Source organism: Magnetospirillum aberrantis SpK (assembly GCF_011022235.1).
GTDB lineage: Bacteria > Pseudomonadota > Alphaproteobacteria > Rhodospirillales > Magnetospirillaceae > Magnetospirillum > Magnetospirillum aberrantis.
The window spans coordinates 1-19337 of the sequence record NZ_JAAIYP010000008.1; the positions used below are offsets into that span (position 1 = coordinate 1).

Sequence of the window (19337 nt, forward strand, 5' to 3'; positions counted from 1 at the left end):
CCGAAGCTTTCCGCGGAGTTGATCGATCTCCGCTCCCCCAGTCCGGCGTCGCCGCCTTCTCCGGGGAGGCCGGGGTTCTACTAGAGCAACCCGACCCTGTCAAACCCTTTTTTCGACCCCCGAACTTCCGTCCGAAACCCGCCGGATGTCTGACTTTCCGGCCCGCCACCGCAGCGGCGAGGCGCGGGTTATAGGCCCCCGTGCCACCGCCGTCAACCCCTTATTTTACCGTCCGATGACAGTGCCCTAAGGGGCGGCGCGAAATTTCAATCTATGCCGATTGGATCTGTTTTTCAAGCCCAAGGTGACCCCGTCCGTTTGGACAGTCTGGCGGCTTGTTTAAGCTATCGACGTGTTGATGATCATGCCGCCAGTGTACTGATCGACACCATCTCCGGGGCATGCCCCAGAGATGGTGTCGGCGCGATTTGATGATCCGCCTTGTCGGGCGTGCGCCCAGCCAAAGCCGAATGTAGACGCATTCGTATTTCAGGGATCGCCACAGGCGCTCGATGAAGACGTTGTCCATCCAGCGGCCGCGTCCGTCCATACTGATACGCACCTTGGCGTCCTTCAGTACCTGGGTGAAACGGGGGCAGGTAAACTGACTGCCCTGGTCGGTGTTGAAAATCTCCGGCGCACCAAACCGGGCCAGGGCGTCCTGCAATGCCTCGATGCAGAAATCGGCTTCCATGGTGTTGGACAGCTTCCAGGCCAGCACCTTGCGGGTGGCCAGTCCATCACCGCCACCAAGTATAGGAAGCCCTTGCGCATGCTGGACAATTCCGCCAGCGTCAGTTCGCCCTTGACCGCCTCAAGCGCGACCTTCGCCTTGAAATCGGCCGTGTAGCGCTTCCTCGTAACGTTGCCCATTATCAAACGTCCTTGCGCGTAATGGCCGATACCTTAACACCTTGTCCGAATTTCCGGGGCCACCTCTTCCGTCCGTCGTAAGCGCAAACGATCAGGATGGTCCAACGACTTTGCTCGCTCCATCCTCGGCCAAATGCGATGATCGTGGTCTTGACCTGTACACCCATGTTGGAACAGCTATATTTCCTGCCGACCGATCAAAATATCAAAAATGTGCCGGGATTGGGGGGAGGGGGACATGTGGATTAAAGTCGCCGAAACCGATGGTGAACTGGGAAACCTGACGGCAGATATCTTCATGTTCGAAGGCAAACCCGCCGCATTGGCACTCGCCTTTATTTCCCCGCACCTCGACTTCGCCAACGTCTGCGAGAGATTGAAGCTCTTGGCCGCCGACACTCCGGTGGTGGCGATGTCCACGGCCGGAGAGTTGTGTTCGTCCCTTGAGATGGCGCCCCATCGGCTCTATTGCGCGACAGGCAATGACTGGCAATCGGTAGTGATCCAGAGCTTCGCTCCCGGCTTGCTCTCCGCCATCTCGGTTCACGCGATTCCTCTTCCGAATGCCGACATTCGTTCAGGTAATCCCGCCATGCCCCATAGCGAACGGGTGCGCCGGATCGCGGAATCACTCACGGCGGTCAGCGTGCCGTTCGGCATCAACTACCGGGACACGCTGGCCCTGACCTTTGTAGACGGACTTTCCGCGTGTGAAAGCTATTTCATGGAAGCGGTCTACAAAACGGGTCGCTTCCCCTGTCTGTTCGTTGGCGGCTCAGCCGGCGGTAAGCTCGATTTCAAGCACACCTATCTTTTCGATGGATGCCGTGTTCTGGAAAATCACGCGATCATCTGCTTCGTCAAACTTCCTCAAGACAAACGTTACGGCATTCTGAAAAGCCAGAATTTCCGCAAGACCGGCACCTCCTTCATCGTTCTCGCAGCCGATGCGGATCGCCGCATCGTGTCGACGGTGGTCGATCCCGAAACCTTCCGGGTCGAATCGGCCTGCGCCGCAATGTGCAGATTGCTGGAGTGCTCCCCGGCAGAATTGTTGACGCGGCTGACGGGGCACACCTTTGCCATCGAACTGAATGGTGAGACCTTTGTCCGCTCGGTGGCCAGCGTGGATTTCACGGAAGGCAACGTGTCGTTTTATTGCGACGTCAATACCGGCGACCGCTTGTTTCTGCATCAAGCCACGGATTTCGTGGAACAGACACGCCGGGATTATGCCGCGTTCCTGGTCGGCAAGCCGGCACCGATCGGCGCCCTGCTCAACGATTGCATCCTGCGCCGTCTTTCCAACGAAACCTCCCTAAGCGGTCTTGACGGACTGTGGAATTGCCCGACGGCGGGTTTTTCTACATTTGGCGAACTGCTCGGGATAAACATCAATCAGACACTGAGTGCGGTTTTCTTCTTTCAGGTAGAGGGGGAACAGCAATTCTCCGACCATTTCGTCGATGGTTTTCCCGTCCATTACGGTAATTTCCAGAACCATTTCACCTCCTCGCGTCTGGCTCGGCTGGAACTTCTCAATGAACTGCGTTCGCAGGCCGGCGGGCTGCTGCTCGATTATTTCGCCGATATGGGCAACCCTTCGGAAGAGGTCGCCCCGATCGTCCTGCACGCGCGCATGGAACGAATCTTACGGGACAGCCGGGCCAGACTCCTGGCGATGACATCCAGCCTTTACGAGGGGATCATGCTGGTCGATCAGGACGGCCGCATCCTGTTCGCCAACCGCTCGGCGTCTCAGCTGATGGACAATGAGACGTTGGCCGAACGCCACATGGACGAAGTGGTGTCCTTGCTGGAGCAGAATGAGCGGGTGGATTTCCTGCATGGCCCGCTCCTGCAAACGCTCGATACCGGTGAGACCGTTCTCGATGAAGATGCTTTTTTCATCACCAAAGCGGGAATACGCCTCAATGTTGCCTACGCCGCCGCGCCACTGATGGATGATGGCAAGGTTTTGGGCGTCATTCTCTCGTTTCGCAGCATCGAAGCATTGAAAAAGGCACAACGAGACGCGGCACAAGCGTCACGCCTTGCCAGCGTCGGGCAATTGGCGGCCGGAATCGCTCACGAGATCAACACGCCGATCCAGTATATCAGCGATAATTTATCCTATATCCACAAGACATTTTCGGAACTCACCAATTTTGTGAATTCCCTGAGGGAAGCCGTCGCCGGCACTGACCGAACCGAGTTGGTAGAGGAGATATTCTCCACCCACGAGGTCGAATTGGTTTTTCAGGAAATCACGCTGGCTGCCGCTCAGTCCCTGGAAGGGGCCAAGCATGTAGCTCACATTGTACGCTCCATGAAGGCATTCTCGTATCCCGGAACAGCCTCAAAGGTACTGGTAAATATCAATCAGGCCATAGACAGCACGTTGGTGGTATCGCGCAGCGAATGGAAGCAGGTGGCCTCCGTGGAAACCGATCTGGCTCAAGATCTGCCATCGGTGGTCTGCTATCCGGCAGACATCAACCAAGTACTGCTAAACTTGATCATCAACGCCGCCCATGCGGTGGAGGACAACGGTTCTGGCGAGTTGGGTCTGATTCGTATTTCCACTCGCCAGAACGGTGATTACGTCGAGATTCGTATCGCCGACAACGGTCCCGGAGTGCCGACAGAAATTCGCGAAAGCATCTTTGATCCGTTCTTCACCACCAAGGAAGTGGGCAAGGGCACGGGTCAGGGGTTGTCCATCTGCCTTGACGTGGTGACCCGACGCCATGGCGGTCAGTTGTTCCTCGATCAGGATGTTGATTGCGGTGCGACATTCGTGGTCAGACTGCCCTTGGGAGAGCATGCATAGACTGCGGAAACGCCCACTATCGATTCCCAGATTTTGCAGATGTATTCGTGTGGGGTGAGTCCCCCGCAGGGGCTTCAGGCGGCCGGCAAAATTGTATGCATAGACGAAGTTTTCGAGGTGCGCTTCGAACTGCTGGTGGTTCTCGTAGTGACCTGCCTTGGGAAACTTCCTCCAGTTTGAAGTAGAGCCCGTCTCAACAAGGAGACGGGCGATGAAGTGCAGCAGGTTTTCGGAGGAGATGGGGTATTCGGTTCGCAATGACGCGCGCGGCATCGCCCAGGTCACTCGGATCGGTTGGTTCAAGGCGGTCCACATCAAGAGCCTGGACAGTCAACGCGCTCGGACGTTGGTGACGGCACGCAAATTTGTCGTTCGTGCCGTTGCCAGTTCCGAGCCGGCGATCCGTGGTCTATTGCGTCCATTTGGACTCAAGGTTGGGCGGCAACGCGGTCACCGCCGCGCCGGTGGCGGTGGTGCCCGCGCGGGTGGGCAAGACGCAGGCCATGCCGGCCAGCAACTACCGCAGCCTGCGCGACAGCGACAACATCTATCTGGTCGGCGGGCTGTACATCAACTGGGCCCCCATGCGAGGAAGATCATGGCCTCGGACACGTCGAGGCGCCGTTCGTAGTCGCGGACGAGTCGACGGTAGCGGGTAGAGGGCTTTCCCTCTTCAGAAAACCTCGATGCGGCGTAAGCTCGGGTCGGCAAGAACCGGCCGCAGCACCTGGGCCAGGATGTCCGCCCAGCGTTCGCACCCGGCCGTGTCCGCCACCAGATCCTGGCGGATTTCGAACGACACATGCGGCAAGCCGGCGGCGCCAGCGTGGGTATCCAAGGTATAATTCAACTCGCGCGCAGAATAAGGTTGGTTGTCCCCCACCACAAGGTCACCCCGGGCCGCCAAGGCGGCCAGGACCGGATCGGCCATACGGCGGTCGCGGTTCGACAAAACCCCCACATGCCAAGGCCGCAGTAGTGCCCCCTGCCCCAGACACGGCGTGAAACTGTGCACGGAAACCACCGTCGGCACCGTGCCACGCCGCAGGAAACGGGCCAGCCGCCCCGAAATTTCGTGGTGATAAGGCCAGAACCAGCGTTCGGCGCGCCCATCGGCCTCGGCCTCGCTCAGACCGCTGTTGCCCGGCACCACGACCCCACAAGAGATTTCGGGGATGGACGCGACGTCGCCGGGGTGACGGTTGCAATCGATCACCAGACGGCTGATTCCGGCCAGAACCGCCGGACATTCCAGACGTCGCGCCAATCCACGCGTCACCTCGGCCGCACCGATGTCCCAGGCGACATGGGCATGACGCTCAGCGGGCCCCAATCCCAACTGATCCAGACTTGGCGGGATGTCCGCCGAAGCATGGTCGCAAAGCAACAGGCTATCGGCAGACGGCACGCCGTCGATGGTTTCGAACGCCGCCGGGTCGGGACGGCCAAAGGGATTGAAATTCAACATGACGGCAATATAACAGGGCCCTGTGCGCCATAAAGCCCCCAGCCATAGGGGCCGACACGCAAAAAAACCCAAGCACCTGTTGACTCCCCCCCACGGTTTGCGTATTTTCCCCGCCTCCGGTCGCGCACCCCGGATTGTTTCATAACGGGAAGCCTCAGGCGACCTAGCGCATAGGAAGTGGACCATGAAGATTCGCAACTCGCTGAAGTCGGCCAAGCTGCGCGACAAGAACTGCCGTATCGTTCGTCGCAAGGGCCGGGTCTACGTCATCAACAAGACGAACCCCCGCTTCAAGGCCCGCCAGGGCTGATCTTTCGGCGTTTCTTGCGCCGTCAGACAAAAACCGCGCCTCCGTAAGGATGGCGCGGTTTTTTTATGGGTCAGCTTCGAGCGCCGTGCTGAACCGCGACGATCCCCGCCAGCACCAACGCCATCCCAACCATTCCCACCACACCGACCGCTTGCCCCAATACGCCCCACCCCAACACGATGGCGGTCAACGGACTGAGCAACCCAAGCGACGACACCGCCGCCGCCGGCAGACGGACGACACCCCGGAACCACAAGCCATAGGCCAGAACCGCACCGGCCGCCGACAAATAAACGTATCCCGCCACATGGAGCATGGTCAGCGGCGGTAACGGCGGGTCCACCATCACCGCCAACGGCACGATCATGATTCCCCCCAGCAGCAATTGCCAGCCGGTGGCGGCCATCACCGGCAGACCGATCCGCCAGCGCCGCGCCAGATAGGTTCCGGCCGCCATGCATGCCGCCCCCCCAAGCGCGGCGCCAATTCCGATCGCGTCCCACCGGGCCTCGGGCGACACCAGCAACACCGCCATGCCGACCACGCCGACAACGCCACCGACCATGGACAAGAACCGTGGCCGAGCCCGTTCTACCACCCAGGCCAGGGCCAGCACCAGCAACGGCTGGATCGCCCCGACCACGGCGGCCAGACCGCCAGGCAAACGATAGGCCGCCACGAACAGCAGCGCCTGAAACACCCCGATGTTGAGAGCCGACAACAGCAAAAGCCGCCCCCAGACATCCCTGTCCGGCCAGCGGCGGAAAACCGCCAGCACAACGACGCCGGCCGGCACCGCCCGCAAAGCGGCAGCAACAAAGGGGCGATCCGGCGGCAACATCTGGGTGGTGACCAGATAGGTCGATCCCCACAGCATGGGGGCGATCGCAGTCATCAGCACGTCGCCCCAGGCGACACGGGAAATGGTCGTGGACATGGCATTACCTTGAAGTCAAGATATCACGATCCTGCCGAAGAATGTGTCTTGATATCAAGGTAAATCGGAGTTCCCATGCCGCCTCGCATTCCCGACGCCGTCGATGCCATCCTGGCCCAGTGGCGGATGGAGAAACCGGATCTGGACCTTGGCCCCATGGGATTGATCGGACGTTTGGGACGGTGCGGCGCACTGATCCGGCGCCGCCTTGACCTTACATTCGAACGCTTCGGCCTGAGTGGCTGGGAATTCGACATGCTGGCCACCTTGTACCGATCCGGCCCGCCCTATTGCCTGGCCCCGACGACCCTGTTCTCGACGCTCATGGTGACTTCGGGCACCATGACCCACCGCCTCAAGGGGCTTGAGGCGCGCGGCTGGGTCGAACGCCATGTCAATCCCGACGACGCCCGTTCGTCACTGGTTCAGTTGACGTCCGAGGGGCGGCAGCTCATCGACGCGGCGATAGAGGCGCATGTGGACAACGAAAAGAAGATCATCGCCGGCTTGCCCGCCGCCGATCAGGCGGCGTTGGATCAGTTGCTTGCCCGTTTGCTGGCGGTGCTGGAAAATGGCCGCGAAAGCGAAAAGCTGGATTAGCGCAACGCCTGGCGCAGTTCTTCCATGCGGGCACGCCGCATTTTGTATTCCACCAACCGAGCCTGACGATAGGCGTTGGCGATGGCGCTCGCCTCTTGCTGCACTTCCCCGCGGCTGGCCCGCCACGCCTCACGCGCCTGTTCGACCCGCTGCGAGATGGACGGGCGGGGCTTGTCGCTGGGCGGAAGCGCCGCCAGTTGCGGATGCCCCGGCCCCACCGGCCGAAGCGAAGCGATGGCTTCACGGCTGCCGCCGGAGCTCCAGACCTTCATCAGCTTGCTTTTATAGGTCGCCGCCAGATGCGGGGTCTGGGAATGGTAATAGGACGCGGCGGTCGGCCAGTGGCTGGTGGAATCGTAAAGACCACGCAGGAACCGGGCGGCATAGCCGACGTTGGACGACGGCTCGAAGGCGTCATCCAAAGAGGGGAAGGCTTGGCCGTGATACATCAGGTTGACCTGCATGCAGCCGACGTCGATGTTCTTGACGCCCCGTGCCTTCAGCTTCTTCACTTCCGCCACCGCGGCGGCCTTGTTGGGGAAATATCTGCCCTCGCCCTCGGCCATCACCGTCCACGGCCAGGCAAGAACTGCCCGGCTTTCGGAATCGTAACGGCCCGATTCAACCAGCGAAATGGCGTCCAGCAATTGTGAGGGAATACCGTAAAGCCGTTCCGCCTTGGCGGTCTCGGCGGCGCACAAAGCCTGGGTGGGCAGGCCGGGAATGGACGACGCGGCCGCCCCGCCCCCCGCAAGGAGCGACACCGCCATCACCACCGTCGCCAACCATTTCCCACCCATGGCAAAGACACCTGTCCCGATGGAATTCATTCGCGAAATATATTTGCATACCCCATGCCAACTTGACCAGAATTCGCCATCATGACTGCGTTGCATGGCGGAAGGGCCAGCGTTTCTGCCGTATTTCGGAAGGTGCATCGTGTCGGCGGCTTTTTCCCCTTGCAACCACCCCCTCGAAACGATAAATTTTGCAGTGCAGCAAACACGATGTCTCCCGACATCTCTTGTTGCCTTTCTTGGACGTTTCCTCCCTAAACTTGAGCCCCCACCTCGGTGGGGGCTTTTTTTCTGAGTTTTCAAGGGGTTGCGAGCATCAGATTTTCATGATGTATGGTGCCAAGTATGGAGTTTGGTATGGAGGTTTTGCCTCCATGGGGTGGTAAGGGCCTGACCATTTGGGTGGTCACTCCCGCACTGCGGCAAGCCGCCTAACCCCGTTTTCCACCCTCGCGAGCCTCAAGATAGCGGGCCACGAAGTCGAGGGGATCGATCCCGAGCGCCTCGGTGATGGCGACAAGCTCAACGAGGTCGATGCGACGCACGCCGCGCTCGATCTTTGAGATTGTCCCCTGGTCGATGTCGAGGGCAGCCGCAAGCTCGTGCTGACGCATGCCGACCGTCTTCCGCGCCTCGATCAGCAAACGCAAAAAAGCCTGATAGTCGCCGCTGAAGACCGATTTCGGCACCTGCACCCCGGGCATTCGATGGAAGGAGCCCGATGGTCCGCCGAACCCGAAATAATGCGAAAATCGCTTTTTATGCGATGTTGGCATGTGGCATGGTACGTGGCATCGTGCACGCACAAACTCAACCAACGCGCTAGAATTAGCCCATGCGTACCATTATCGTTGCCACGGCCTGTTGCCTCATCACCTCCGCGGCGCTCGCCCAGGAGGATGCCGCCCGGGCGTTGCTGGATGCCCACGAGATGGACACCGGCCTCCCGCTCTCCACCGAGACAATCGAGGGCTGGCGGATCGAGGAGGTATGCCGTCCCCATCTCTGCCATCTGCACAAGCGTCTGACGGTCACGGCGCCCGATGGGGCGGCAATGGTGCTCGTGTTCGCCCCCAGCGAGGTAGATGGCAAGCCTGCGGTGGTCGGGATGCGGGGGCGTGGATGGGATGACGGCAAGGTGCCGCAAGCCGTCAGGGGACGGATCGCGGAATTCGGAAATCAACGGTGAGAGGGAAAAATGGAAGTAACGAATCTCGATCACGGTTTGGTGATCGTCAAGGGTGTGGTCGATGCCATTGGCAGCCAGCACATCGCAGGCTCCACCTGCACGGCGAACATGGTCCTGGTGGACGGCGAGGAACTCCGGATCGGCGGGAGCGGAAAGATTAATTTCTCCGTGCGGATACGCGACCACATGGAAATGACCGCCGTCGAGAATATAGCGGCGCTCCTCATAGATGGTGACGGCAGTGACGGTGGCGGATACGCCCGCATCGTCGGTTTCCGCACGGTGGAGGGGAAGACCATTTTCGACACCGAGCCGTATTGGACGTCGGCGTTCGAACGTATCTTCGTGCTTATATGTTTTGTGACTGTCCTCCTGTCTCCATTTGGGCTTATGGGGCTATTCCGCTTCCGCCAGCGTGGCAAGAAGCTGAGCGCATTGAACCTCTTGGGATTGCCCGCATTAAAAGCGGCCTGACACGTTTCCGGCGGTCAACCGCCTTCACGGGGACCCGAATCCGAAGGTTTTGGGCGGAAGGCGGTTGACGGCCCATCCCCTATAGCGTCGTCCTAAGGTGCATGGAATCCCCATGCACCTCTGCCCTAGCGGCGAGCGTTTGCACCCCTTTTTGATGGCGTAGCAGGAGCGAAAGACCAACGGCGCCTTTCGGCGCCGTTGCGTGAGTCTTTCGCGGGAGCTTGATCGAAAGGATCACCGTCCGAATTTCCTGGCGGGTGCCTCCATGTCGAGGGTAGCCAGAGCTTTGAGGGTCTCGGGATTCGCTTTGGCGACGGGCGGCGTCCACTCTTTCACGGCCTCGCGGAGCTTGTCGGGCCGGATGACCTTGACCGCGTGCTCGATGTTGCGGTCAGGGCCAAGCAGGCTTTGGATTTTTGCCGCAAAAACGATGTCCCCCGAAGCGAAGGCATCGCCCACACGGCGCCAGTCTGCCGCGTGCCTGCGGCCGGTCGCGTTTGCCTCGGCATTTCGCCGGGCCTCGCACTCGGCGTCGGGGCGGAATTTATCCTCAGCCGCTTTGAGTGCCTCTTTTGCCGTGCCGACCGCCTCCTCGGCCTCGCCGACCTTGGCCTCCAAATCCTGCAATGTCGCCTCCCATCGCGAGTGGCGGCCCGTGAATTTGGCCGTGACGCCGGTCGGCTCGCGGTCGCGGTGCAGGTCCACGGCCTGGCACGCCTGAAAAAGGCTGGCTTCGGCCGACCCGACCGCCAAATCCACTCTTCGCACCGCCGGGCGATCTGCGAGGATTTTCGCGGCCCGCTCCTCCAGAGTGGCATAGCCCTCGGCCCGACCCGACCTGATGTAGCACTCCCGGGCCTGATCCAACATGGCCTTACGGAGTCCTGTGTGTACATTTCCCTCGGCTGATGTATGCATTTTTGCCTCCCTATTATCTGGTATGTGTCCCCGATCGCGATCAGCGACGGCCGAAACCTTTGAGGCCCGGCGCCTGGTTGAGTTCCTCCACAGCCTGATTCGCCTCCGCGGCGGCCTCGGCCTTGCTGGGCGGTGTCCACTCTTTCGCGGCCGCGACGATCTCGGCGACCGGCTTGCCTGCCTGTGCGGCCTCGGTCGCCTTGGGATCGCCTGCGAGCAATGCTTCGGCCGTGTGCCTGAGAGCGGCGGCTTTGGAGAGGTCGGCGGCGTTTTCGGCCGCGTTTTCCTCGGCCTTGGCCGTCGCCTTGGGGAGCCATTTTGCCTTGGCCTTTTCGAGAAGTTGGCGTTGCTCCTCGACCTTTTCGGCCTTGGCCTGCTCGTCCGCGGCGTACCCCTGCCGATCCTGCTCCCATTCGCGGCGCTCGCCGGTCAGGCGGGCCTTGATGCCCTCGGGCTTGCGGGAATCGTGGTCTTTGAGGACATCGATAGCGAGGCGATGCTCGGCGATAGCGGAACGCATCTCGCCCATCTCCTTGCGAATCTCTTTGACCATTTGCAGGATTTGGTCGGGCGATTCCGGCCGCACGGCGCGGCTCTCGTACTGTCCAGCGAGGCCAAACAGGCGCTTGATGATGTCCACGATCGCTTGCAGGAGACTCCGCTTCTGTTGCTCTCCTTTTTCGCCCTGGGCGGCACCCTGGGTGAAAGGGATCACCTGCCCGGATGCCTGTGCCGTAGCTGTATCTGCCATTCTTTCCTCCCTACCTGTTGTTGTATGCACATCTGCCTCGGCTGACGCTCTGTGGCGTGTCTTCGGCGGGGGCGGATTCCCGTCCCCGAGGCGAGCCGAAACCTCGGATTTTTTGACGCCGGTCAGCCTGTCCACCGATCCCACGAGCTTCCCGGCCGCGTCGTTGACGATCCACGTCCCCGGCTTCCTTCCGACCTCCACCGTGAGGCCGGATTCAGCGAGGGCTGCCCGAAACGCATCGGCGGAATCGGCGCCTGACCAGGCGGCTTTGACCTGCTGACGCATGCCCGGCAGGTCGCGGCCCTGCCTCTTGGCGATCTGTACGCGGTCGGAGGTGTAGGCGGTCTGGGGAAGGTCGCCCTTGGCGATCTCGGCGCCGTCCAGCTTCGCGGCGATGTCCCCGCGTCCCGCCTCGCGGAGGCTCTCGACAACAAATTTGTTGTGACGACCTTTGCGGATTTGATGCCCAAGCTCGATTTCGAGGCTGCGGGCAATCCGCTCGTGCCTCGCATACATCTTGGAGTCCATCACTCGCCCGGTGCTCGGCAGGCGCTCGGGTATGCAGGCGTGCCAATGGCGATCATAAGAGGCGTTGTCGGCACGCTTTTTTTGATGCTCCACGACAAGGACATGCCGCATGTCCCCGTCCACGTCCTTGCTCCCGAATTCCGCCAGGTAGGCACGCACGGCGCCTATCGCGTCGTCGCGGCTCATGACTTGGTCGGGGGCGAATTGGGCGTGCCTGATCGCGTACCGATCGCCGTTTTTGGCGGCATCGGCGAACACGTCCCCGGTCTCGTCCGGCGAACCCGCAATGACCACGATCTCTTCGTTCTCCTCGGGCTTGCCGAGGAGGTGGTGAAGGAGATTGCGGGGGCCGCTCGCGGCCTTGATGCGGGTCGCCTTGACGATCATCCGAGCGCCCTCCTGACCGCCTCACGCATCTCGCGGTAAGCGGCCTCGACTGCGGCCGCGTCCACGGCCTGCCCCATGTGGCCCATGTGGGCCCATTGGTTGACCGTGGAGCCAAGCCTGTTGATCTCCGCACGCAAGGCGCGGAGATCATCTTTGAGGGAGGCGACGTGCCCCAGGCGCCGGGCTTCTGCCGATTCGCGAATCCAGTCAGACAAGCGCCGAGGCCCACCTGCGGCTTGTTGCCATTCAGCTTTTACGGATTCGGGGACGCGGAGGCCGATGACTGCGGTTTTACGCATGGCCGCCTCCCTTTCGGCCCTTGGCCCACGCGATCAGGCTGTCGAGCGCTCGGGATTCCGTCGCGAGGGAGTCTTCGGGGGCGGCTTCGTCGAAGAGGTCGAAATCGATGTCGTCGGGCCAGTCCGGCCACTCGTCGTCTTCCTCGCCTTCGAGTCGGGCGACTTCCGCTCTCAACCGATCGATCTCCGTGCTCTCGGGGGTCGTGGACACGGGCGCCGCGACGATGGATTCGAGCCAACCGGCAAGCTCGGTCGGGGTGATGTCTATGTCTATGCGTATCCTCATTTTTGACCTCCTACGATTTGGACCTCGATTCCCACCTCGATCCATTTGCCCATGTCCCCGGCGGCGTCGGGCCGCACCCTGCATGGCAGGTGCTCCAAGGCCAGACGGCGGATGCAATCCATGATGCCGATGGCGGCGGAATCGGGGACGCGGCCGAGGCGCCAGCGATCGCACCGCACATGCAAAGCGTCGGGGCCTGCGACCCACTGCAAATCCCTGTCCGAGGACAGGACGCGGGTTGGCTCGATCACGAGGCGGCCACCGTTTTCAAGGGCCGCGTAAATGGTGGGGTGGATGGCTCTGCGGCCCTGCAAATCGCGGGACCAGATGCCCGATTGCTTGGCCGTATCGATCACGGGGAGCCAGAGGAGCGAATGCATTGTCGCCATTTCAGCCTCCTATTTGGATGGTGACGGAGGCCGTGCTCGACCCGGCCGCGTTGATGGCCGTGATCGACAGCACGTACGACGCGGACTCGGGCACATCATCGGCGACCGTCAGGACCGGCGTATCGCCGATAGCAGACACGGGGGCCGTGCAGACCGGCCCCGGTGGGCATCCGACAATGCGGTGATACGGCGGCAGGCCGGATATCGAGACAGTATCAGCGCCCGCGATGTACACCGGCAGGTCTGTTGTCATGATGTTCCGCCAGAGCGACGGGATTACCAGCGGCGCCGACTGAGCCTCGACCACCGGCACCGGCTGTGCCGGTGGCTGGGCGGGTGTCGGGGTCTGGGCCGGTGGCTGAGGTGTCTGCGTGGCCGTGTAGCCGCTCATCATGTGCCGGTACACCATTTTGGCGTCGGCGCCGAGCCACGGCGCGGCGACCATCACCCCGAACACGGCCATAAGGCCCACGGTCTGGGCGCCGCGAACGGCAACGCGGCCAAGGGTGGAGCGGATGGCGTGGCGCCGGGCGAATGTCTTGAGGTCAACTTGTTTGCGAGTTTTCATGTTTTGTTCCTTTAGTCAGCGTAATCGAAGGGGCACCCGGCGGCGTGCCGGAAAATGAGCTGCACCCATTCGCGGCGGAAATTCGGGTCGGCCTCGGCATCCTCGAAATTCCATTCGCCTATGAGGCGTGCCTCGCGGTCGGCCTTGGCGACAAGGGCGCCATCAAGCGTGCGGATTTCGCCGGTCCACTTCGCCAAGTCGAAATCGAGGGTCAGGGTCGCGGGGGTGCCGTCCACCGAAGGCTTGCCGGCGACGGGCCCCATGGGGGTGTCGCAGGCCGGGTATCCCTTGCCTCGCAAAATGATGTCGTATCGCTTCTGCATGCACACCTCCTCTCTGTATGGCCGCAAGGCCGGGGTTCCACAGGGGAGCTTGCTCCCCTTGGCGAGCGGCGGATGTCGTACAAGCCCGGAGGGCGTCATTGCGGAGCAATGTGTACACATCCGCCTCGGCTCGCTTTGTCGTTATCAAATAATAATCGGCGTACACACATATTACCGGCGACTTTTCATTTGTGTGTACATTTGTAATGTTTGCATGGTTTACACGACGCAAAAGAAAACCCCGCCACGGGGACGGGGTTTTCGTTGGTATGCTTACTTGTCAGGCTACCAAGGCCATTTGGACGATCTGCCGCTGCCGCTCGTCGAGCCGATCCCATGGATCATATGCATAGACGCTGGCCGGCACGCCGAGTCCGAGAGCGAGCCTGACCGTCAACTCTTCGCTGAGCGAGCAACCGATACCTTCGATCCTCTCGCCGCTCCGGACTCGCTCCATGATCTCGCTTTCACGATCCATGCCTGCCTCCCCCGTTTACACCTTGGCGTTTTGTTCGATCAGTCCTTGAGGCGGCCGCCGGTGAAGCTCCACGTTGGGGCCTCCTTGGCGAGGCGGACAGTATGCCACTGATCCACGGCATCGCCGCAGATGGCGGCATGCTGGCCTTTGGCGTGGCGGATGATCGGATCGAGCGCCCAAACCACGCCCTTGCCATCCCGCACGATGCGGGATGCCTGCACGGCGTGGCTCTCGCCGACGACGATGCCGGTCCCGAGTTCCGTTACCTCGCCCTTGGGAGAACTCCTCTCGGGGGTGAGCAGCACGTCACCCTGACGGACAGACCGGGCAAGCTGGATTTCCGAAACGCCGAACATCCAACGCTGTGCGGCCCTGACGGTCGCGGCCGCATCCCCGGAGGCATTCGCCCGAACGGCCATGGCGCCGACCGGGTGACGGAACATGCCGCCGCTTTCGGTGCGGCCGACGAGAGCGTAGTCCTTGCGGATGCGTGTGTACTGCCGCCGCCTCGATCCCTCGCGCTCGAACTCCCTGATCTGCACCACGGCCACGTCCTGCGATGGATCGTAGCCGTACAAATCCACGTTCACTGCCGTTCCGCGACCGTGCCTGTCGAAGCTCACCGAGAGTTCGGGAAGGGCCTCGCCGTAGCCGGCAAGGATCTTGGATGCGGGGACGCCGCCCACGCTGTAAATCTCGTTGTATTGCCTGCCTCTCACTGTCTCCATGTCTGCCTCCTCTGTCATCAACGCATATATGCGGTGGTCGCCGACATCGGCTACACGATTACTATGTAGATTGCACGGATGAATGTGCAACAACTTTTCTTTGCATATGCCATCATTTATTTTTGTCAAGTCATCTACACTGTCTCGAATACTTAGTGTCACCTCGCCACTAACTCATGTACCGCCTACAGACCTTGCCAGATTTGATGCCGCGAAATATCCGCTCCACGCCGCGAGGCAGGGCCAAGCCGTGGGGCTGCTCCCGGCCGCCGTGCCAGCTATCATAAGAGTAGCAAAGCCGCTCCTCGGCGATCTCCCATTGCTCGGGATCATCCGCGAGTTGGGGCGGCTCCGGCCACTGGCCGAGTTCGGCGAGCCATGCCGTGAGCGCCGTGTCCGCCTGGTCGTCGTCCGCGAGGGCATCCCATAGCGGCTCGCGGGCGATCGAATGGCAGAGCTCATGGGCCAGGATCTCCTCGTGATACCCCCCGCACAATCCGACAACGGCCGTGTTGATGGGCCGGAAATACGTCCCCGACCACCCGCCTTCCCATTTCCGCGGCCCGTCCGTGCCATCGCCCCAGGAGGCAAAATCGGGCGCGAGGATCGTGTGGCATGCCGGATTGATCGCCATGCACGCGGCCAGGGCGTCAAGATCGGGCTGCTCAATTTCGCCGTCCAATAGCTCGTAGCTGTCGTGGTGGTGACGGTCGATGGGACGTGCGACGAAGGCCGCACCATCCCAGACCCAGTATGTGCCGCTTACCATGACGGCACCTGCATCGGCGGCACGTGGCCGGGTTCAGGCTGCGGCGCCGTCGTCGGGGTCGGGGACGTGCTCTGTATGTGATAGCTGAGGTGCCACAGGGTACGCTCGATGGATTCGAGCCGCCGCTCGATGGCCTCCAGTTTCGAGGCCGAGGAGCACGTCCCCGATGAGGCGCCCGATTGCGGCGCGGGTGTCCACGATGGTGCGAATCTCTTGGTATCCATGATGTCTGCCTCCTCTTATGGGGATGTCGGTGCGAGCGGCTCAAGGTCGTCGGGGTCGATCTCCGGCGGCGCCGATGGGCCGCCGAAATCCTCCGGCAAGGCATCCAGCTCGGCCTGATCGATCGGCGGATTGATCTCCGCATCCACGATCGCTTGTGCCTGTGCAGCCTGTGCGGCGGCCTCCATGCCGGCCTGCACCTCAAGCCATGCGGGCCGCGTGGGCGGCAGGGAGTTGGGGCGAACAATGGTGGGATCGATGGCCTTGGCCGCGATCTCGGCGCCTTCGCTCGTGATCCGTGGAATCTCGCGTGCCAGCTTTTCCGTGGGGGTGGCCGCGATCTCGTGGGCCATCTCCTGATCCTGCACATTCGCCCAGGCGAGGATGGATTCAGGCAGCTTCGCGGCCTTGGGGTGCGGCCCGCGGCTCCGCTCGTCGGCCCCGGCCATTTTGCGTTGCAGGTATCGACGCAGGTACAGGGCTTGCCACCTGCGATCAGATTCCGCCTTGAGCTTTTCGCCTGCCTTCCGGGCTTTAGCCCTGAGAGCGCGGTCATTCCACACCGTGCGCGGTTCCGGCAACGCCTGTTGCCGCTCAGGCTCGGGTGGGGATTCCACCGGCAACACCTGTTGCCGGGCGGGTACATGTCCCCGGCGCCCGAATAGGCGGCTCATGATCCACGCGGCCATGATGGCGACGACGGCCTCCACCCAATCCCCGAACTTCTGTGCGGCCTCCAAGCCGCCCCTGAATTCCTTCATTTTTCGCCTCCCCTAACCTGACGCTTGGGCTTGGGGGTGGCCGCGATGTATGCGGACTGCACCGATGCAGGATCGACTCCATGCTCCTCGGCTGCCGCCGTCATGGCGGCGTGCCTGGCCTCCTCGGTGGCCTTGGCCTTGGCGATCTCCGCGATGTACACGGCAATGAGGGATTCGGGGTCGGCGATGCCCGCCTCCCGGGCCTTTTCGATCGCGGCGCCGAGCATCCTGTGAGCCTGCACCGTGGCACGGGCGAGGATCATTTCCGCGGCCTGCCTGCTTTTGTGTCGGGCCTTGCTCCGGCGGTATGTGACCTTCCTGCGTTCGTCGGCGGAAAGCGTTGGTTTCCCTGACATTTTTCGTCCTCCTGTTCGCGTCGTTGACGCTGAATCAGGATGGGCGAGACGCATGCAAGGGACAAATTCACGAACCGAATCTTGTCGGCATACCGACAGAATTTCGATCAGGCGGGGAAAATTCCCCGAAAACGATGAAAAATCATCGTGGGACGAAGAAAGCGGGATAGGGGATCATCCACTCCACCGTGGAAACACCTCTAAAAACGCTTCGTAGGAGGCGTTCTCAGAGGCGTTTTCGGGAATTCGAGCTGCGAACCTCCGGCGAGGTGGTGGGATTGGTCTGTTGGGGAGAGGCTCCCGACCTTCCCACGGCTCGCACAGAGTGCGAGGCCGGGGTCGGTCTCCTGCACGGCCCAAGGTTCGGGCCTCAGAACGGGCAGGCATCCCAACCCATAGGATCGGCATCCCTGAGAGCTCTGGCATCACGGCCCGATGGTCTCGGCGCCTGCAACGGCAGCACGGTCGCTCCGGGCAGGATGGGCGCCCAATCAAGTGCATGGGATACAAGCATCACCGGCACGGGATACAAGCCCACAGGACAGGCATCAGCGAGAGATGCGAGCCAAGAGGTAAGGGATTGGGACACACCACGGGTGAGGATCGAAGCGACCTTCGCCACGCCATTCAAGGATACCGTTTTATTCAATGAGCTAAGTGCACTTTGTTGGGAAGTTTGCTTTTCACGCTTCTCGGCGACCCCGAGAAAATGTTGACGGATGCTTGACCAGTAATGCTTAACGGTGCCGATGGAGACCTTGGCGAGGGTCGCCAGGTCGGCTTGCGAGACCTCTTCCCATGAACCCTTGGCACGCCATACAAGCGTGTCGTAAGCGTCTTTCAGGCGCTGCCTGGTCTTCGCTGCCTGACGCTCCATCTGCTCTCCACGCCACCGACCGGCGGCGGCCTTGCGATCCTCGGGCGCCACATCCTCAAGGGCGCCTGCGAGGCGCCCGGCGTTCTTCTCGCGGCGCGGGGCGCCTGCCTTGGTCGCATCGTAGGTACGCCAGAACTCGCGAGCGATGGCGCCGCCGGTTTTTGCGACCTTGGCCCGATCACAGGTCAGGCCGAGCCTTTCAAGGCTGCTCTCGATCACTGCATGCACATAGATTTCGGCGTTATCCTGCCATCCCTGCGGGCCTCCGCGATCGCGGAGGAGTTTCCCGGCGAGTTCGGCGACCACGGGACCGATGCCTTTTGAAGTCGAAGTCGGTTCATTGGCCGGCTTCGTCTGGCGCCGTGAACCGTCGTTGAGGCCGAGCGCCGTGCCGATCTCGGACAACGAGCCGAAGGGCTGCTCGCGGAGAATGTGGATTTCCCATTTTTCGCAGAGGGGATTTTTCACGCGGCCTGTCGAACCTGCCGGGTCTGCGTCCATTTTCTGGATCGCGGCCTTGACCAAGCGCTTGATGCCCTGCTTTTGGGCCGTGGTAGCGAGGTGCATGGGGATCGAATGACCGACGCCCAGCACGCTCAGAGTATGGCATCCACTGGTATAGGTCTGCCGCTCCACGTCGTAGGTGCCCGGAGCGAACACGACCACGTTCACGCGACCATCGAGTTCGTCGAGCCGCACAGGCCGGTCGAAATCAAGGTGCAGACCGTGCCAAGAGGTGCCGTCGAGCCACTGGACGTATCTGTGGTCGAGTCCGATCACTTTGTGCGAGTCCGGGGCGATGTACCCCTTGCCGTCGCCACTCCACAAGCCTTTCGACCGGACGGTTTTCCGCGATCCGCATTGGGGCATCTGGCACATCAGGGTATAGAGCACCGGGCTTTCGGCCGAACGAAACGGCCTCGCCCACCTTTCGGCTGCGGCCGCCGAATCCTGAGACTCCTTCATTGCGGCCAGCTTCGCCCGGGATGGGCGGCGGCGCCAACGGGGGCCGGGTTCCGCGCCATCCTCGGCAGACCAAGACTCATCGAGTGCCGCGACCAGTGTGCCCGGCAAATATTCGATGGTGGCCTTGACGTCGGAATCTGCGGTTTGTACAGTCATCTTGCATCCGTTATTGAGGTCTGGGGGAGGGTTGGCGCCCGTCGATCCCAGACCTCAATATTTTTGCAGACACACTTGCAATATTGCAAGCAAC

23 protein-coding genes and 1 pseudogene are annotated in these 19337 nt (G+C 61.6%); 5 read left to right on the top strand and 19 right to left on the bottom strand.

The genetic code is table 11. The features are described from left to right. Nucleotides 1–460 precede the first annotated feature (460 nt). Nucleotides 461–774, bottom strand: a pseudogene (locus tag G4223_RS02505) (transposase); the annotation flags it as partial. A 337-nt stretch (nt 775–1111) separates the two neighbouring features. On the opposite strand from G4223_RS02505, the gene G4223_RS02510 reads away from it, so the two are divergent. Further along, nucleotides 1112–3706 (top strand): FIST N-terminal domain-containing protein, encoded by a 2595-nt coding sequence (locus G4223_RS02510; protein ID WP_163674561.1) that lies wholly within the window; start codon nt 1112–1114, stop codon nt 3704–3706. Nucleotides 3707–4379: 673 nt separating this feature from the next. Here the strand turns inward: G4223_RS02510 and G4223_RS02515 are convergent. Further along, a complete protein-coding gene (locus tag G4223_RS02515) occupies nt 4380–5174 on the bottom strand; it encodes an N-formylglutamate amidohydrolase (protein WP_241003910.1) in 795 nt (264 codons plus the stop codon). Between the two features lie 184 nt (nt 5175–5358). On the opposite strand from G4223_RS02515, the gene ykgO reads away from it, so the two are divergent. Continuing rightward, nucleotides 5359–5484 carry a type B 50S ribosomal protein L36 gene (gene ykgO / locus G4223_RS02520; RefSeq protein ID WP_008614494.1) on the top strand — a complete coding sequence of 42 codons (126 nt, stop codon included), beginning with the start codon at nt 5359–5361 and terminating at the stop codon, nt 5482–5484. A 70-nt stretch (nt 5485–5554) separates the two neighbouring features. Here ykgO and G4223_RS02525 read toward each other — a convergent pair whose 3' ends face one another. Beyond that, nucleotides 5555–6421, bottom strand: a complete 867-nt coding sequence (locus tag G4223_RS02525) for an EamA family transporter (RefSeq protein ID WP_163674563.1) — start codon at nt 6419–6421, stop codon at nt 5555–5557. A 75-nt stretch (nt 6422–6496) separates the two neighbouring features. Here G4223_RS02525 and G4223_RS02530 point away from each other — a divergent pair, with 75 nt between their 5' ends. Then, nucleotides 6497–7021 (top strand): MarR family winged helix-turn-helix transcriptional regulator, encoded by a 525-nt coding sequence (locus G4223_RS02530; RefSeq protein WP_163674565.1) that lies wholly within the window; start codon nt 6497–6499, stop codon nt 7019–7021. Here G4223_RS02530 and G4223_RS02535 read toward each other — a convergent pair. Further along, complete coding sequence (locus G4223_RS02535; protein WP_241003911.1) at nt 7018–7821, bottom strand: lysozyme family protein; 804 nt, start codon at nt 7819–7821, stop codon at nt 7018–7020. The two genes, G4223_RS02530 and G4223_RS02535, sit on opposite strands and share 4 nt — an antisense overlap. Before the next feature lie 428 nt (nt 7822–8249). Next, nucleotides 8250–8522, bottom strand: a complete 273-nt coding sequence (locus G4223_RS02540; protein ID WP_163674567.1) for a helix-turn-helix domain-containing protein — start codon at nt 8520–8522, stop codon at nt 8250–8252. 131 nt (nt 8523–8653) lie between these two features. Between G4223_RS02540 and G4223_RS02545 the strand changes: the two genes are divergently transcribed. Continuing rightward, nucleotides 8654–9007, top strand: coding sequence for a hypothetical protein (locus tag G4223_RS02545; RefSeq protein ID WP_163674570.1), 354 nt, complete (start codon nt 8654–8656; stop codon nt 9005–9007). Between the two features lie 9 nt (nt 9008–9016). Then, nucleotides 9017–9481 (top strand): hypothetical protein, encoded by a 465-nt coding sequence (locus G4223_RS02550; RefSeq protein ID WP_163674573.1) that lies wholly within the window; start codon nt 9017–9019, stop codon nt 9479–9481. Between the two features lie 234 nt (nt 9482–9715). Here G4223_RS02550 and G4223_RS02555 read toward each other — a convergent pair whose 3' ends face one another. The 14 genes from G4223_RS02555 to G4223_RS02620 form a co-directional block, all read right to left on the bottom strand. Then, nucleotides 9716–10351 carry a hypothetical protein gene (locus G4223_RS02555; protein ID WP_163674576.1) on the bottom strand — a complete coding sequence of 212 codons (636 nt, stop codon included), beginning with the start codon at nt 10349–10351 and terminating at the stop codon, nt 9716–9718. An 88-nt stretch (nt 10352–10439) separates the two neighbouring features. After that, nucleotides 10440–12065 carry a hypothetical protein gene (locus G4223_RS02560; RefSeq protein ID WP_163674579.1) on the bottom strand — a complete coding sequence of 542 codons (1626 nt, stop codon included), beginning with the start codon at nt 12063–12065 and terminating at the stop codon, nt 10440–10442. Then, complete coding sequence (locus G4223_RS02565) at nt 12062–12364, bottom strand: hypothetical protein (protein ID WP_163674582.1); 303 nt, start codon at nt 12362–12364, stop codon at nt 12062–12064. The genes G4223_RS02560 and G4223_RS02565 overlap by 4 nt, the downstream gene beginning before the upstream one ends. Then, complete coding sequence (locus G4223_RS02570) at nt 12357–12650, bottom strand: hypothetical protein (protein ID WP_163674585.1); 294 nt, start codon at nt 12648–12650, stop codon at nt 12357–12359. Before G4223_RS02570 ends, G4223_RS02565 begins: the two co-directional genes overlap by 8 nt. Beyond that, the gene (locus G4223_RS02575) at nt 12647–13039 is read right to left on the bottom strand and encodes a hypothetical protein (RefSeq protein WP_163674588.1); all 393 of its coding nucleotides are present in this window, start codon (nt 13037–13039) and stop codon (nt 12647–12649) included. Before G4223_RS02575 ends, G4223_RS02570 begins: the two co-directional genes overlap by 4 nt. 1 nt (nt 13040) lies before the next feature. Further along, the gene (locus G4223_RS02580) at nt 13041–13607 is read right to left on the bottom strand and encodes a hypothetical protein (RefSeq protein WP_163674591.1); all 567 of its coding nucleotides are present in this window, start codon (nt 13605–13607) and stop codon (nt 13041–13043) included. An 11-nt stretch (nt 13608–13618) separates the two neighbouring features. After that, nucleotides 13619–13930, bottom strand: a complete 312-nt coding sequence (locus G4223_RS02585) for a hypothetical protein (protein WP_163674594.1) — start codon at nt 13928–13930, stop codon at nt 13619–13621. A gap of 280 nt (nt 13931–14210) precedes the next feature. Then, a complete protein-coding gene (locus tag G4223_RS02590) occupies nt 14211–14408 on the bottom strand; it encodes a hypothetical protein (RefSeq protein WP_163674596.1) in 198 nt (65 codons plus the stop codon). A 38-nt stretch (nt 14409–14446) separates the two neighbouring features. Then, nucleotides 14447–15136, bottom strand: a complete 690-nt coding sequence (locus G4223_RS02595) for a hypothetical protein (protein ID WP_163674599.1) — start codon at nt 15134–15136, stop codon at nt 14447–14449. Nucleotides 15137–15305: 169 nt separating this feature from the next. Further along, the gene (locus tag G4223_RS02600) at nt 15306–15905 is read right to left on the bottom strand and encodes a hypothetical protein (RefSeq protein ID WP_163674602.1); all 600 of its coding nucleotides are present in this window, start codon (nt 15903–15905) and stop codon (nt 15306–15308) included. Then, nucleotides 15899–16129, bottom strand: a complete 231-nt coding sequence (locus G4223_RS02605; RefSeq protein ID WP_163674605.1) for a hypothetical protein — start codon at nt 16127–16129, stop codon at nt 15899–15901. Before G4223_RS02605 ends, G4223_RS02600 begins: the two co-directional genes overlap by 7 nt. A gap of 15 nt (nt 16130–16144) precedes the next feature. Then, nucleotides 16145–16888 carry a hypothetical protein gene (locus tag G4223_RS02610; RefSeq protein WP_163674608.1) on the bottom strand — a complete coding sequence of 248 codons (744 nt, stop codon included), beginning with the start codon at nt 16886–16888 and terminating at the stop codon, nt 16145–16147. Beyond that, a complete protein-coding gene (locus G4223_RS02615; RefSeq protein WP_163674610.1) occupies nt 16885–17151 on the bottom strand; it encodes a hypothetical protein in 267 nt (88 codons plus the stop codon). The genes G4223_RS02610 and G4223_RS02615 overlap by 4 nt, the downstream gene beginning before the upstream one ends. Nucleotides 17152–17614: 463 nt before the next feature. Next, nucleotides 17615–19243, bottom strand: a complete 1629-nt coding sequence (locus G4223_RS02620; protein WP_163674614.1) for a hypothetical protein — start codon at nt 19241–19243, stop codon at nt 17615–17617. Nucleotides 19244–19337 lie beyond the last annotated feature (94 nt).

Coding starts and splice junctions, on each gene's coding strand:
- G4223_RS02510 (WP_163674561.1), top strand. CDS start 1,112: ATGTGGATTAAAGTCGCCGAAACCGATGGTGAACTGGGAAACCTGACG.
- G4223_RS02515 (WP_241003910.1), bottom strand. CDS start 5,174: ATGTTGAATTTCAATCCCTTTGGCCGTCCCGACCCGGCGGCGTTCGAA.
- ykgO (WP_008614494.1), top strand. CDS start 5,359: ATGAAGATTCGCAACTCGCTGAAGTCGGCCAAGCTGCGCGACAAGAAC.
- G4223_RS02525 (WP_163674563.1), bottom strand. CDS start 6,421: ATGTCCACGACCATTTCCCGTGTCGCCTGGGGCGACGTGCTGATGACT.
- G4223_RS02530 (WP_163674565.1), top strand. CDS start 6,497: ATGCCGCCTCGCATTCCCGACGCCGTCGATGCCATCCTGGCCCAGTGG.
- G4223_RS02535 (WP_241003911.1), bottom strand. CDS start 7,821: ATGGGTGGGAAATGGTTGGCGACGGTGGTGATGGCGGTGTCGCTCCTT.
- G4223_RS02540 (WP_163674567.1), bottom strand. CDS start 8,522: ATGCCCGGGGTGCAGGTGCCGAAATCGGTCTTCAGCGGCGACTATCAG.
- G4223_RS02545 (WP_163674570.1), top strand. CDS start 8,654: ATGCGTACCATTATCGTTGCCACGGCCTGTTGCCTCATCACCTCCGCG.
- G4223_RS02550 (WP_163674573.1), top strand. CDS start 9,017: ATGGAAGTAACGAATCTCGATCACGGTTTGGTGATCGTCAAGGGTGTG.
- G4223_RS02555 (WP_163674576.1), bottom strand. CDS start 10,351: ATGTTGGATCAGGCCCGGGAGTGCTACATCAGGTCGGGTCGGGCCGAG.
- G4223_RS02560 (WP_163674579.1), bottom strand. CDS start 12,065: ATGATCGTCAAGGCGACCCGCATCAAGGCCGCGAGCGGCCCCCGCAAT.
- G4223_RS02565 (WP_163674582.1), bottom strand. CDS start 12,364: ATGCGTAAAACCGCAGTCATCGGCCTCCGCGTCCCCGAATCCGTAAAA.
- G4223_RS02570 (WP_163674585.1), bottom strand. CDS start 12,650: ATGAGGATACGCATAGACATAGACATCACCCCGACCGAGCTTGCCGGT.
- G4223_RS02575 (WP_163674588.1), bottom strand. CDS start 13,039: ATGGCGACAATGCATTCGCTCCTCTGGCTCCCCGTGATCGATACGGCC.
- G4223_RS02580 (WP_163674591.1), bottom strand. CDS start 13,607: ATGAAAACTCGCAAACAAGTTGACCTCAAGACATTCGCCCGGCGCCAC.
- G4223_RS02585 (WP_163674594.1), bottom strand. CDS start 13,930: ATGCAGAAGCGATACGACATCATTTTGCGAGGCAAGGGATACCCGGCC.
- G4223_RS02590 (WP_163674596.1), bottom strand. CDS start 14,408: ATGGATCGTGAAAGCGAGATCATGGAGCGAGTCCGGAGCGGCGAGAGG.
- G4223_RS02595 (WP_163674599.1), bottom strand. CDS start 15,136: ATGGAGACAGTGAGAGGCAGGCAATACAACGAGATTTACAGCGTGGGC.
- G4223_RS02600 (WP_163674602.1), bottom strand. CDS start 15,905: ATGGTAAGCGGCACATACTGGGTCTGGGATGGTGCGGCCTTCGTCGCA.
- G4223_RS02605 (WP_163674605.1), bottom strand. CDS start 16,129: ATGGATACCAAGAGATTCGCACCATCGTGGACACCCGCGCCGCAATCG.
- G4223_RS02610 (WP_163674608.1), bottom strand. CDS start 16,888: ATGAAGGAATTCAGGGGCGGCTTGGAGGCCGCACAGAAGTTCGGGGAT.
- G4223_RS02615 (WP_163674610.1), bottom strand. CDS start 17,151: ATGATCCTCGCCCGTGCCACGGTGCAGGCTCACAGGATGCTCGGCGCC.
- G4223_RS02620 (WP_163674614.1), bottom strand. CDS start 19,243: ATGACTGTACAAACCGCAGATTCCGACGTCAAGGCCACCATCGAATAT.